Here is a 12,865-nt window from a genome sequence, read left to right as displayed (position 1 = left end):
AGCCCCCTGGCGGCACTGCGCCCCACCGGTTGACCCGGTGGGGCGCAGCAGCGGCCCGCAATTCGCCAACAGCGTCCCGTAGTGGGGACGGGCCGTCGGGACCGTCAGTGGGGACGCGGTGCGCCGTCCGGGCTCCGGCTCAGGCGATGAGGCCCGGGATCGTCGCCTCGTGGGCCTCCTTCAGCTCGCTCAGCGGGATGCTGAACTGGCCCTGGACGTCGATCTCTTCGCCGTCGACCACACCGATCCGGGTGGCCGGCAGCCCCCGCGCACCGCACATGTCCGTGAAGCGGAGCTCCTCGCTGCGCGGGACGGCGACGACCGCACGGCCCGCCGACTCGGAGAACAGCAGGACGAAGGGGTCCAGACCGTCCGGAACCACCACGCGGGCGCCCTTGCCGCCGCGCAGGCACGACTCCACCAGGGCCTGGATCAGCCCGCCGTCGGAGAGGTCGTGCGCGGCGTCGATCATGCCGTCGCGGGAGGCGGAGATCAGCACCTCGGCCAGCAGCCGCTCGCGCTCCAGATCGACCCGCGGCGGCAGACCGCCGAGGTGCTCGTGCACGACCTGCGACCAGGCCGAACCGCCCAGCTCCTCGCGGGTGTCCCCGAGGAGGTAGAGCAGCTGGCCCTCCTCCGCGAAGCCGATCGGCGTACGGCGGTTCACATCGTCGATCACGCCCAGCACCGCGACGACCGGGGTCGGGTGGATCGCCACCTCGCCGGTCTGGTTGTAGAGCGAGACGTTGCCGCCGGTGACCGGCGTGCCCAGGGTCTGGCAGGCGTCCGCGAGACCACGGGTGGCCTCGGCGAACTGCCACATCACCGCCGGGTCCTCGGGCGAGCCGAAGTTCAGGCAGTCGGAGACCGCCAGCGGCTTGGCCCCGGACGCGGCGACGTTGCGGTACGCCTCGGCCAGCGCCAGCTGGGCACCCGCGTACGGGTCCAGCTTGGCGTAGCGGCCGTTGCCGTCCGTGGCGAGCGCGACACCGAGGTTGGTGTCCTCGTCGATCCGGACCATGCCGGAGTCCTCCGGCTGCGCCAGGACGGTGTTGCCCTGCACGAACCGGTCGTACTGGTCGGTGATCCACGCCTTGGAGGCCTGGTTGGGCGAGGCCACCAGCTTCAGGACCTGCGCACGCAGCTCCTCGGCGTTCGCCGGGCGGGCCAGCGCGGCGGCGTCGTCGGCCTGGAGGGCGTCCTGCCAGTCGGGGCGCGCGTAGGGGCGCTGGTAGACCGGGCCCTCGTGCGCGACGGTGCGCGGCGGCACGTCCACGATCTGCTCGCCGTGCCAGAAGATCTCCAGCTGCGAGCCCTCGGTCACCTCACCGATGACGGTGGCGATGACGTCCCACTTCTCGCAGATCTCCAGGAAGCGGTCGACCTTGCCGGGCTCGACGATCGCGCACATCCGCTCCTGCGACTCGCTCATGAGGATTTCCTCGGGCGAGAGGGAGGAGTCACGCAGCGGGACGGTGTCCAGCTCGACGCGCATGCCGCCGCTGCCGGCGCTGGCCAGCTCGCTGGTCGCACAGGACAGCCCGGCGCCGCCGAGGTCCTGGATACCCGCGACCAGTTCCTCCTTGAAGATCTCCAGGGTGCACTCGATGAGCAGCTTCTCCTGGAAGGGGTCACCGACCTGGACGGCGGGGCGCTTGGCGGGCTTGGAGTCGTCGAAGGTCTCGGACGCCAGGACCGAGACGCCGCCGATGCCGTCGCCGCCGGTGCGGGCGCCGTAGAGGATGACCTTGTTGCCGGTGCCGGAGGCCTTGGCGAGGTGGATGTCCTCGTGCTTCATCACGCCGATGCAGCCGGCGTTGACCAGCGGGTTGCCCTGGTAGCAGGCGTCGAAGACGACCTCGCCGCCGATGTTGGGCAGGCCCAGGCAGTTGCCGTAGCCACCGATGCCCGCGACCACGCCCGGCAGCACGCGCTTGGTGTCGGGGTGGTCGGCGGCGCCGAACCGCAGCGGGTCGACGACGGCGACGGGGCGGGCGCCCATGGCGAGGATGTCGCGGACGATACCGCCGACGCCGGTGGCCGCGCCCTGATAGGGCTCGATGTACGAGGGGTGGTTGTGGGACTCCACCTTGAACGTGACGGCGTAGCCCTGGCCGACGTCGACGACACCGGCGTTCTCGCCGATGCCGACGAGCAGTGCGTCGTTCTCGGGGGCCTTCTCGCCGAACTGCTTCAGATGGACCTTGCTGCTCTTGTAGGAGCAGTGCTCGGACCACATGACGGAGTACATGGCGAGCTCGGCGCCGGTGGGACGGCGGCCGAGGATCTCCCGGATGCGCTGGTACTCGTCCTGCTTCAGGCCGAGCTCGGCCCACGGCTGGTCGGTGTCCGGCGTCTCGGCTGCGTGCTTGACGGTGTCGAGAGTCATACGTTGACCAGCTTCTTCAGGATCGAGGTGAAGAATCCGAGGCCGTCGGTACGGCCCGTACCGATCAGCGGCTCCACGGCGTGCTCGGGGTGCGGCATGAGGCCGACGACGTTGCCCGCCTCATTGGTGATGCCGGCGATGTCGCGGAGCGAGCCGTTGGGGTTGCCGTCCAGGTAGCGGAAGGCGACCCGGCCCTCGGCCTCCAGCATGTCGAGCGTCCGCTCGTCGGCGACGTACCGGCCGTCGATGTTCTTCAGCGGAATGCTGATCTCCTGCCCGGACGAGTAGTCCGCGGTCCAGGAAGTCTCCGCGTTCTCCACCCGCAGCTTCTGATCACGGCAGATGAAGTGCAGATGGTTGTTGCGCAGCATGGCGCCGGGCAGCAGGTGGGACTCGGTGAGCACCTGGAAGCCGTTGCAGATACCGAGGACCGGCATACCGGCCTTCGCCTGCGCGATCACGGTCTCCATCACCGGCGAGAAACGGGAGATGGCCCCGGCCCGCAGATAGTCCCCGTAGGAGAAACCCCCGGGCAGCACCACGGCGTCGACCTGCTTGAGGTCCTTGTCGCGGTGCCACAGCGGCACCGGTTCGGCCCCGGCGACCCGGACCGCGCGCTGGGTGTCGCGGTCGTCGAGCGTGCCGGGGAAGGTGATGACCCCGATCCGCGAGGTCATGAGTCGACCCGCACGGTGAAGTCTTCGATGACGGTGTTGGCGAGGAAGGTCTCGGCCATCTCATGGATGCGAGCGAGGGCGGCGTCGTCGACCGGACCCTCCACCTCAAGTTCGAAACGCTTGCCCTGACGGACGTCGGCGATCCCCTCGAAGCCCAGGCGTGGCAGTGCGCGCTGCACCGCCTGCCCCTGCGGGTCGAGGATCTCCGGCTTGAGCATGACGTCGACTACGACGCGTGCCACTGGCACTCCCGGTGGTGTGGTGCGTAAGGCGGTGTCCTCACAGTACCGTGTTCGAAAATCTACGCGCATAGATATACGGCAGGCCCGATCACGGTCCGGTATCGACAGGAGCGCGGCTCAGGAAAAATTCTCGAAAAGATCCGGGGTCCGGATTGCGGGAAGACACGCTGACAAAATTAACTGGGCTTCACAATGCAATGCCCATCGCTGTACAAATGAAAAAGCATTGATCCCAATCAGCCGGATCCGGAGCATCACCCCATGTCAACAAGGGGTCGCTCCACGAAAGGACCGATATCCGTGGCGCAGCGCGTAGTAGTAACGCTCTCCGATGACATCGACGGAGGAGAAGCCGCAGAGACGGTCGCCTTCGGATTGGACGGGAAGTCGTACGAGATCGACCTCAATCCCGCCAATGCGAAGAAACTGCGCGGTGCCCTCGCTCCGTTCGTCGAGGCCGGCCGCAAGCGGGCCAAGTCCGGCAAGGCCTACCACCGCACCGCGGTGACCCCCGACCCCGCGGCCGTCCGCGCCTGGGCCCGCTCGAACCAGATGGACGTCCCGCCGCGCGGGCGGATCCCGAAGAAGGTGTACGAGGCCTTCAACGCCGCCAATCACTAACCGACTTAGCGGCGTCCCCCGGCCCGGGCACAGCCGACTTGCACAGCACCCCTACTGATCAGCTAGAGTCTGGAACACGCCGAGGGGCGAGGCCGACAGGCCGGACCTCACGGAGTCACGCGGGTGTAGCTCAGTAGTAGAGCGCCCCCTTTCCAAGGGGGAGGCGCAGTGTGCAATCCCTGTCACCCGCTCTGACGGCTCGACCGGTCCAATGGATCAGGTAGAGTAGCTGTCGCGCCGCTCGGTGAAAGCCGAGTGGATGCCTGCGGACGTAGCTCAGTTGGTAGAGCGCAACCTTGCCAAGGTTGAGGTCGCGAGTTCGAGCCTCGTCGTCCGCTCAGAATAAGAAGGCCCCGGTCATCACGACCGGGGCCTTCTTCATTTCCCTGGATCCACTCAGGCACTCCGGCACTTCGGTCACTTCCCGCACTCCCGACACGGGCAACTGACATTTGTCCCCAGCTGTGGTGACGGGCAGGCAGCACGGACCGGAACCGTGATCCGGAGAAACGCCGGACGCATGAACAACGGGGAGAAAACCGCCGCGAACGGCGCCGGAAGCGCCCATTCCGGGGGCGATGTGAGGGACATCACCGGCGTTTGCAGACGCTATGCCGCCGGCCGTCCGCTGCCCGGACGGCCGGCGGCAGCGGAGCGGTACCGGCGGCCGGAGCCGTTCGAACGGCCGGCAGGGCCAGGAGGCCGGGCGCGGGCCCGGCTGCTCCGTCGGCTACGGCAGGGTGGCGAGGCTCTCGGGTTCCCGGTGTGACCCGAAGGGGATTTCCTCCGGTTTTCAAAGGGGCCGTGGAAGGCAGCACCGGAGAAGGCGTCAGGGAAGTACGGGACACCGCACGGGCAATGCCGCGGCGAAAAACCCGACAGTAACCGGGAGTGCGCCCGTCTGCTGCCCCCGGGCCGGGCCGAGTTGACACTTCCGGGCCGCAACAAGTCCACGTCGGACACTTCGCCGGTTATCCCGGTCGCCGGAGCGCTCGCGGGAAAGGGGCAGTTGGCGGAATGGGCCTGGCCCGCACCGGACTGGCGGCCGAAACGATGCCGCACGGCGTCCTGATCTTTGCCCTCCGCTCCCCTTCACCGATGCCTGTGCCTCTCCGCACGGCGTGCGGAAATGGCGTCCCAGCGGCTGCGCACCGCTGAGGGACCCGATCGGGAAATCCTGACCGGCACCGCGCGCTCCTGTGTGGCGGTGGCCACATCGCCGCGGGGTGAGGTGGCGGGCTGCCGGGCGGTGATCGTGACGAGCCACGGGCGGCCGGGGCATCGAAGCGGGCGCTGGAGGCGGCGGTGCGGGCTTCGTGCCGACGACGGTGTCGGTGCTGTGACCGGCCGGTATCATCCGCGCCGTACGCGCCGGAAGCCGTTGTGCGAGCCCGGAGTTGGTGGCGGGCGCGAGCGGCGCCGGGGGCTCGCCGTCGGCCGTCCGGGAGCCCGGACCGGGGGAAGGCGCGGTGGCCGGGGCGCCGGTCGCGGAGGTCACCCGGTGGGCGTCGACGGCGCCGGGGGCGGTTCGGGAGCGCCGCTCGGCAGTGGCCGCGAAGCCGGGCACGGAGAACTGCCGTGCGGCGGCGCGGCTCACCCGCCGGCGAGGTTGGCTATAGTGGTCCCCGCACCGCGCGGCGGCGACTGAATCCAGGAGCCTTGTGCGGGGCATGCGGACGTAGCTCAGTTGGTAGAGCGCAACCTTGCCAAGGTTGAGGTCGCGAGTTCGAGCCTCGTCGTCCGCTCAGCAGGGGAAGACCCCGGTCGGTAGAGATATCGGCCGGGGTCTTTTCGTGCGCCCGGGCCCTCGGGGCCCGGGCCGGGAAGAGCTACGACCAGGGAAGACCCGTGAGGCGTTCGTAGGCCTCGGCGTACTTGGCGCGGGTGCGCTCGACGATCTCGGGCGGGAGGGCCGGCGGCGGCAGCTCGCCCGTGCGGTCCCAGTCCGCGGCGGGGGAGGTCAGCCAGTCGCGGACGAACTGCTTGTCGAACGACGGCTGGGCGCGGCCCGGCTGCCAGAGATCGGCCGGCCAGAAGCGCGAGGAGTCGGGCGTCAGGACCTCGTCGGCCAGGGTCAGCCGCTCCCCGTCGAAGCCGAACTCGAACTTCGTGTCGGCCAGGATGACGCCGCGTTCACGGGCGATGTCGCGGGCCCGGCCGTAGACGGCGAGGGTCGTTGACCGCAGGTCGGCGGCGACCTCGGCACCGACCTGGTCGGCGACCTCCTCGTAGGAGACGTTCTCGTCGTGGTCGCCCACGGCGGCCTTGGTGGCCGGGGTGAAGATCGGGGCGGGCAGCTCGGAGCCGTCGACGAGGCCCTCGGGGAGGGCCAGGCCGCAGACCGTACGGGTCTGCCGGTATTCGGCCAGGCCGGAGCCGGTGAGGTAGCCGCGGGCCACGCACTCGACGGGGACCATGTCCAGCGACTTGCAGACCAGGGTGCGGCCCGCCCAGTCGGCGGGGGCGCCGGCCGGGACGTCGGTGGACAGGACATGGTTCGGGGCCAGGTCGGTGAGCTGCTCGAACCACCACAGGGACAGCTGGGTGAGGATGCGGCCCTTGTCGGGGATCTCGGTGGGCAGCACCCAGTCGTAGACGGAGGTGCGGTCGCTGGCGACCATGACCAGCTCGCCGGCGGCGTTGCGGTAGAGGTCGCGCACCTTCCCGGTGTGGAGGTGGGTGAGCCCGGGGACCTCCACCGGCTCAGGCTTTTCTACAAAACCGGGCACGCTTCCTCCGCGTAGGTTGATCCAGGAATCCCCTCGATTCTCCCTCACCCGGGGCGGTGCTGACGGGCGGGGGCCGGATGCGCCCCGGCGGCGGTGATCGTCGCCCGCCGGAGCGGATGCCCCGGCGAGCGATCGGCGCGAGGACGGTCACCAGGGTGCGGGCTCGCGTCGCGGGGTACGGCAACGTTTCTGCCGGCGTGGGCTGCCTGGTTCAGTCGCGTTTGCAGATGCGGTCGAGGAGGTTCGCGGTGGCACGCTGGATGCGCTGGTCGACATGGCCGGGGCGGTCGAGGGCGGGGGACCAGGCGAAGGTGCCGGAGGCGAAGACCCAGGCGCCGCTGGGGGCGCGGTAGAGGGAGGTCTCCTGATGGCGGCGGGCGCCTTCGCTGTCGCGGTACGGGGAGTGGGCGAGCAGGATGCGTTCGCTGTGGTCGGGGAGGCTGGTGCGGGGGAAGTAGCGGTCGGCTTCCCCGGCGACCAGGCCGGGCAGTTCGTCGCCCTCATGGGCGCCGGTGGCCTCCCACAGCCAGTGCGCGCCGTTGCGGACGACCAGGGGCGCCGGCTCGGGGACCCGTCCGGCGTACTGGATACCCATCAGCCGCTGCTCGGGGTCGCCCAGCTCGCGCCAGAGCGCGGGACGGCCGGGGCCCTGCCGCTTGCGGCACTGGAGCAGCGAATCCGGGCCCGAGGGCGACGGGGAGAGCTCGACCTGCCAGTACATGGTGTTGGCGGACAGGAAGACGAGGGAGGTGCCGGTGTCGCGGGCGCTCTCGACCGTGCGGCGCATGGGCACCGACCAGTATTCGTCGTGGCCGGGGAAGACCAGGCCGCGGTAGCGGGACGGGTCGACCCGGCCGGCGTGCAGGTCGCGGGCGTCGGCGTAGGCGAGGTCGTAGCCGTAGCGCTCCGCCCAGCGGATGAAGTCGTAGGCATGGCCGACGTGGAGGGGCAGTCCGGCGCCGGCGTACGGGCGGTTGAAGGAGACGGTGGTGGCGGCGTCGCCCTCGCCGAGCAGCGCGCCCTGCTCGTCCCAGGCGTGGTAGAGGCTGGCGCCGGTGCGGCCGTCCTCCGGGTAGAGGTTGTAGGCCTGCCAGGTGATGTCGGGCAGCAGCAGGAGGAGGTCGGCGGGCTGGTTGTCGCGGACCGTGAAGGGGATGTGGGAGCGGTAGCGGCCGTCGGCGGTGGTGAGCACGGCGACATAGGCACCGAGGTTCCAGTAGGTGGGGACCTGGAGGCGCCAGGACAGCCACCAGTGGTGGCAGGAGACCGTGCGCTCGACCGCCATCGGGGGCGGCTGGACGATGCCGGCCAGGCGGGGGCTGGTGGTGACCTTGTGGGCGCCGGTGCCGCCGTAGTGGCCGATGCGGTAGATGTCGATGCTGAAGGGCTGGGGCGGATCGACCGAGACCCGGAAGTCGATGGCCTCGCCGGGAGCCACCGCGCCGGTGCCGGCGAAACCTTTGATCTGGCGGTGGACGTCATCGGCGGTGCGGGGGCCGTTGTGCTTGTGGGGTGCGGGCTCGCGCAGATCGCCCTGGGCCACGGCGGGGTCGACGTACCAGGGAACGATGCGGCCGGATTCGAAGTACGTCTCACTGCCGCGCAGCCAGGGCAGCGGGCCCTGTCCGAACGGGTCCGTGACCGCGTGCGCCAGCGCGCCCGATTCCCAGCGCCTGATCTGATCCGTCGCCACCTTCCACTCCCCTCCCGCATCCCCCGTCGGCCCCGGCCGACGGTCCGGTGCTGCGCCCGGCTGGGCAGACCCGGCCGGCCATCCCCCAGCACATCACATTACGCACTCACTTCGTCACCCTTCGTCGTGAATTTAGAGGGCACCGCCCCCGAAATGCGAACTGGAAGGGAACATTCAGCCGGTGGGGCGAGCGGCCCCGGACGACCGGCCCGGATCTCGCTGCCCGCTGCGCGTCCTTGCGGCAGCGGTTGCGGGCAGGTGCGGCCGTTGAGTCATACCAGCCGGACCGGCTTTTCGGGGCGGACGCCGACGGTCGTCAGCCAGCCGCGGAGCGGCCCGGCATCCCCGTCGTCGACCAGGCTGAGCACCGGGCGGCCGAGGTCTGCCCGGCGGGCGCCGTCGACCAGCAGCGCCGGGCCGTCGAGCCAGTCCAGGCCCGGGGTGGCACCGGCGGTGTCGACGGCGGCGCAGCAGACCATGGCGGTGACGTGGTCGGCCAGGAGCTCGCGGCCGGTGCGGGGCGGTTGCAGCGGGAACAGCGGAAGGCCGCCCTCGGCCATGCCGTCGCCCCAGGCCACGCCGATGGCGGCGTCCTGCTCGCAGCGGCCGCGGGCGGCCTGGCGGGCCGCCTCCTCGCGCTCCTCCCGCTCGACCTCCGCACCCAGCCGGGCGGCCACAAGGTCGCCGGCGCGCTCGTCCTGGGCGAGCCGGTCGATGACCCGCGCCAGCGTCGGGCCCGGGGCCGGTGCGACCGGCGGGCCGTCGGCGGGCGGCAGGCCCTCGGTGTGCGGCGGGCCGTCGGCGGGCGGGCTCACGGCCGGGCCGCCGTCGGGGCCGGGCGCTGCCGGGCGGCGGCCCGCGGGCGCACGGGCCGGGGAGTGGGCGTACGTGAGGGGCGAAGCGGCGGGGCCCGGGGCCGCGGCCCCGGTCGCGGGCGGGGCCACGGGAAGCACGGTGGCCGGAAGATTGTCGAGAACGCGATGGAGGCGGGCGGCCTCCAGGCGCCACTTCCGGTCCACGACCTCTTCCGGATACTGCTGCCAGCCGACCGGTGACCAGTCGGGCCCCGGCTCGGCGGGGCCGCCGTGGAAGAGCCGGGCGGCCAGCAGGGAGGCGGCGCGGTCGATGGCGCCCGGCTCCTCCAGCAGGTCGCAGGCGGGACGCTCGCCGAGGCGGGAGGCGAAGCCGTCGGCGAGGCGGTCGCGGCGGGAGAGTTCGGTGAGCGCGGAGACCACGCCGGCGTCCAACCGCGACGGCCAGCGGCCCATCCGCCAGGCGGGCAGCGCGACCCGGGTCAGCAGCCGGTCCCAGCCCGCGTACGCCAGGCCGACCTGCTCCTGGGCGACGATCCGCAGGCCGTAGTCGACGTTCTGGGCGCGCTCGGAGGCGGCGGCCGCGACGGCGCGCTCCATGATCGTGGCGTGCTCGCGGCCGGCGCGCAGCAGCAGCCGCGCCACCCGGCCCACGAAGCGCAGCGGCAGGCTGCGCAGCCGGCCCCCGGCGCGGGCCGAGACCGCGACGGCGGCGTCCAGGCCGCGGATGAACCGGCGGGCGGCGGCTATGTCGGGGTGGGCCGAGGGGCCGGTGCCGGCGACGACAGGCGCCAGCAGCGCGCGCAGCTCGGCGACCCGCATCCACCACAGGAACGGTGAGCCGATGACCAGGACGGGTGCCTCGGGCGCCCGGCGACCCGCACCGTCCGGTCTGCGGAGGCGGCGGGGCGGGCCGTGTGCGCGGTGGGTGCGGTCCTCCAGCCAGCTGTCGCAGTCCGGGGTGAGCGCTATCGCCGAGGGCGCGGGGACCTCCAGGCGCTCGGCGAGATCGCGGACGAGGCGGTAGAGGTCGGGGGCCGATTTCTCGGAGATCGGCACGGACGGGCTGAGGGCGGGCCGGGCGCGCGCGACGACGGCGGTGACCAGCCCGGCCAGCAGCAGGCTGACCACGGCGCCGCCGGCGATCCAGCCGGCGAGGTCCCAGCCGGCGCCGAGCCGGCCGGTCGCCCGGCCGGCGAACAGCACCACGGCCACCGCCGCGGGCAGCAGCGCCACCGCCCTTGCCGTGCTGCGGATCCGCAGCACGGCAAGGGCGCGGGCACGCGCCGCCAGGACGCCTGTTTCCGGACTTGCCACGAGCCTGTACACCCCCTGCTGTCCTGACGGAGCCGGACGGAGAGAACACGGGACGGACGTACGAGATGTGCGCGTCGGGTGGTGCGCGCGTGCGCACTCCACCACCACTGTGGCACCGGCCACTGACATCGCAATGCCGGTGAGCCAGTTGCCGGACGCCACCGCGGCAACCGTGCCGGATTCCGGCACGACCACCGCAGGACGCTTGCGCGGCACCCTAGTTGGGGGTGCGCGCCCCGTCAGCGGGATATGTGGTGCGGTCACCCGATGGAATGGCTTTGGGCAAAGCCGGGAACCGGTGCCGGGATGATGTGGGCAGTGGGCGATTCGGCCCTGTCTGCACCCACAAAGACTGGGGCATATGCCACGGTATGTGACATATGCCCCAGAAGAGATCTCGCCGGCCGGAGCGGGTACGCCCCGCGCGCCCGCTCCCGCTACGCGCCCGGCGCCTGAACCGCCTCGTCCGCGACCTTGGCGGCGATGTCCGTGCGGTGCTGGGAGCCGTCCAGCCGGATCCGGTCCACGGCGCGGTAGGCGCGCGTCCGGGCGGTGGTGAGGTCGGCACCGGTGGCGGTGACGGACAGCACCCGGCCCCCCGCGCTGAGCACCGCGCCGGAGTCGTCACGCTTGGTGCCGGCGTGCAGGACGTAGGCCTCCGGGGCGTCCTGCTCCGCGACCTCGGCCAGGCCCGCGATGGGGTCGCCGGTGCGCGGGGTGTCCGGGTAGTTGTGCGAGGCGATGACGACCGTGACCGCCGCGTCGTCGCGCCAGCGCAGCGGCGGCAGGGCGGCGAGGTTGCCGGTGGCGGCCGCGGTGAGCAGCCCGCCGAGCGGGGTCTTGAGGCGGGCGAGGACGACCTGGGTCTCCGGGTCGCCGAAGCGCGCGTTGAACTCGATCACGCGCACCCCGCGGGAGGTGATCGCCAGGCCCGCGTAGAGCAGCCCGGAGAACGGGGTGCCGCGGCGGCGCAGCTCGTCGACGGTGGGCTGGAGGACGGTGGCCATGACCTCGTCGACCAGCCGGGGGTCCGCCCAGGGCAGCGGGCTGTACGCGCCCATGCCGCCGGTGTTGGGGCCCTCGTCGCCGTCGTAGGCGCGCTTGAAGTCCTGGGCGGGCTGGAGCGGGACGACGGTCTCACCGTCGGTGACCGCGAAGAGGGAGACCTCGGGGCCGTCGAGGAACTCCTCGATGACGACCCGGTCGCAGGCCAGGGCGTGCGCGCGGGCCGCCTCGACGTCCTCGGTGACCACCACGCCCTTGCCGGCCGCCAGCCCGTCGTCCTTGACGACGTACGGCGCCCCGAAGGCGTCCAGGGCCTCGTCGATCTCGTCCGGGGTGGTGCAGACGTAGCTGCGGGCGGTGGGGACGGCCGCGGCGGCCATCACGTCCTTGGCGAAGGCCTTGGAGCCCTCCAGCTGGGCGGCCTCCGCCGACGGGCCGAACACCGGGATGCCGCGGTCGCGTACGGCGTCCGCAACGCCCGCCACCAGGGGCGCCTCGGGGCCGACGACGACCAGGTCGGCCTGCAGGCCGGCGGCGAGGTCGGCGACGGCGGCGCCGTCGAGGGCGTTGACCCCGTGCAATTCGGCCACCTCGGCGATGCCGGCGTTGCCGGGAGCGCAGTGCAGCGCGGTGACGTCGGGGTCGAGGGACAGAGAGCGGCACAGGGCGTGTTCGCGGGCGCCGCCGCCGATGACGAGGACCTTCACGGTGGCAGCCTAGACGAGAGCGTCGGCCGGCCGGACGCCGGCCGGGCCCGGGCGGCAGGCGCGCGCGAAGCGGCCGGAAACCGTACGTCGCCACGGTGGCAACTCTTTCGGGTGAGTTGCCCGATGCCCCTATACCCGACATGGCACTCCTTCCGGGCGGAAAGAGCGTGATCGTGGGGCCGACGCCAGCCGTTCGGCGGTAGGAAGGGGGCTGCGTGCAACGACCGTCCCGGATGTCACGCGTGCATCGCACGTATCGGAAGAGAGCATTGGAGAGGGAGTGCACGGGTGAGTCAGCCGGAGATGCAGCCCGAGGGACCCCCTCGGGAGGGCGGCAGCCCCACGCGGGAGAACGGCCGCCGGGCCTCCGGCCGGAGGGATCTTGCGGGGCGGGTCTTTCCGCTCGGCGACTGGGGAGAGCCGGGCGACCGCCTGGACGCGCTCTATCTGTGGACCGAGGAGGGCGCGCTGCGCGCCGCCGACTGGTATCTGCACGACCGGCTGGGCAAGCGGCGCGGGGCGCGGGTGCTGCGGCTGGGTGCCGCGGCCGGGGTGACGGTGGGTGGGGCGCTGCCGCTGCTGGATCTGACCGGGGTCTGGGCGGTCGCCAGGTCCCGCATCCAGCCGGCCGTCACCCCGAAGTACCGGTCACCGCCCACACACACCGCCGCCA

The 12,865-nt window shown here is 72.0% G+C and carries 8 protein-coding genes, 3 tRNA genes and 1 pseudogene; 5 read left to right on the top strand and 7 right to left on the bottom strand.

The window, feature by feature from the left end:
- Positions 1–139: 139 nt before the first annotated feature.
- Genes purL through purS form a run of 3 tightly spaced genes read right to left on the bottom strand, consistent with a single transcriptional unit; the run spans position 140 to position 3,308 of the window.
- A complete protein-coding gene (gene purL, locus EST92_RS27020; protein ID WP_129283376.1) occupies positions 140–2,389 on the bottom strand; it encodes a phosphoribosylformylglycinamidine synthase subunit PurL in 2,250 nt (749 codons plus the stop codon).
- On the bottom strand, positions 2,386–3,066 hold the full coding sequence (gene purQ, locus EST92_RS27015; protein ID WP_129283375.1) for a phosphoribosylformylglycinamidine synthase subunit PurQ: 681 nt from the start codon (positions 3,064–3,066) through the stop codon (positions 2,386–2,388). Before purQ ends, purL begins: the two co-directional genes overlap by 4 nt.
- The gene (gene purS, locus EST92_RS27010) at positions 3,063–3,308 is read right to left on the bottom strand and encodes a phosphoribosylformylglycinamidine synthase subunit PurS (protein WP_006604673.1); all 246 of its coding nucleotides are present in this window, start codon (positions 3,306–3,308) and stop codon (positions 3,063–3,065) included. The genes purQ and purS overlap by 4 nt, the downstream gene beginning before the upstream one ends.
- Before the next feature lie 300 nt (positions 3,309–3,608).
- On the opposite strand from purS, the gene EST92_RS27005 reads away from it, so the two are divergent.
- The 4 genes from EST92_RS27005 to EST92_RS26990 all read left to right on the top strand — a co-directional run bounded on the left by EST92_RS27005 (position 3,609) and on the right by EST92_RS26990 (position 5,674).
- A complete protein-coding gene (locus EST92_RS27005) occupies positions 3,609–3,929 on the top strand; it encodes an Lsr2 family protein (RefSeq protein WP_026170169.1) in 321 nt (106 codons plus the stop codon).
- A gap of 119 nt (positions 3,930–4,048) precedes the next feature.
- Positions 4,049–4,120: transfer RNA gene (locus EST92_RS27000), tRNA-Gly, on the top strand.
- Between the two features lie 74 nt (positions 4,121–4,194).
- Positions 4,195–4,267 (top strand) — tRNA-Gly (locus EST92_RS26995).
- Positions 4,268–5,601: 1,334 nt separating this feature from the next.
- A tRNA-Gly gene (locus EST92_RS26990) sits at positions 5,602–5,674 on the top strand.
- 84 nt (positions 5,675–5,758) lie between these two features.
- On the opposite strand, the gene EST92_RS26985 is transcribed toward EST92_RS26990, so the two are convergent.
- The 4 genes from EST92_RS26985 to purD form a co-directional block, all read right to left on the bottom strand.
- Positions 5,759–6,658, bottom strand: coding sequence for a phosphoribosylaminoimidazolesuccinocarboxamide synthase (locus tag EST92_RS26985; RefSeq protein WP_129283374.1), 900 nt, complete (start codon positions 6,656–6,658; stop codon positions 5,759–5,761).
- A 211-nt stretch (positions 6,659–6,869) separates the two neighbouring features.
- Positions 6,870–8,351 carry a N,N-dimethylformamidase beta subunit family domain-containing protein gene (locus EST92_RS26980; protein ID WP_129283373.1) on the bottom strand — a complete coding sequence of 494 codons (1,482 nt, stop codon included), beginning with the start codon at positions 8,349–8,351 and terminating at the stop codon, positions 6,870–6,872.
- Between the two features lie 272 nt (positions 8,352–8,623).
- Complete coding sequence (locus EST92_RS26975; protein WP_254069039.1) at positions 8,624–10,480, bottom strand: hypothetical protein; 1,857 nt, start codon at positions 10,478–10,480, stop codon at positions 8,624–8,626.
- Between the two features lie 437 nt (positions 10,481–10,917).
- Complete coding sequence (gene purD, locus EST92_RS26970; RefSeq protein WP_129283372.1) at positions 10,918–12,192, bottom strand: phosphoribosylamine--glycine ligase; 1,275 nt, start codon at positions 12,190–12,192, stop codon at positions 10,918–10,920.
- Positions 12,193–12,480: 288 nt separating this feature from the next.
- Here purD and EST92_RS26965 point away from each other — a divergent pair.
- Positions 12,481–12,786, top strand: a pseudogene (locus EST92_RS26965) (SLATT domain-containing protein); the annotation flags it as partial.
- Positions 12,787–12,865 lie beyond the last annotated feature (79 nt).

The organism is Streptomyces sp. TM32, assembly GCF_004122755.1.
Taxonomy (GTDB): domain Bacteria; phylum Actinomycetota; class Actinomycetes; order Streptomycetales; family Streptomycetaceae; genus Streptomyces; species Streptomyces sioyaensis.
The sequence above is the reverse complement of the archived record's forward strand: the minus strand, read 5'-3'. Positions and strand labels throughout refer to the sequence as shown.

Coding starts and splice junctions, on each gene's coding strand:
- purL (WP_129283376.1), bottom strand. CDS start 2,389: ATGACTCTCGACACCGTCAAGCACGCAGCCGAGACGCCGGACACCGAC.
- purQ (WP_129283375.1), bottom strand. CDS start 3,066: ATGACCTCGCGGATCGGGGTCATCACCTTCCCCGGCACGCTCGACGAC.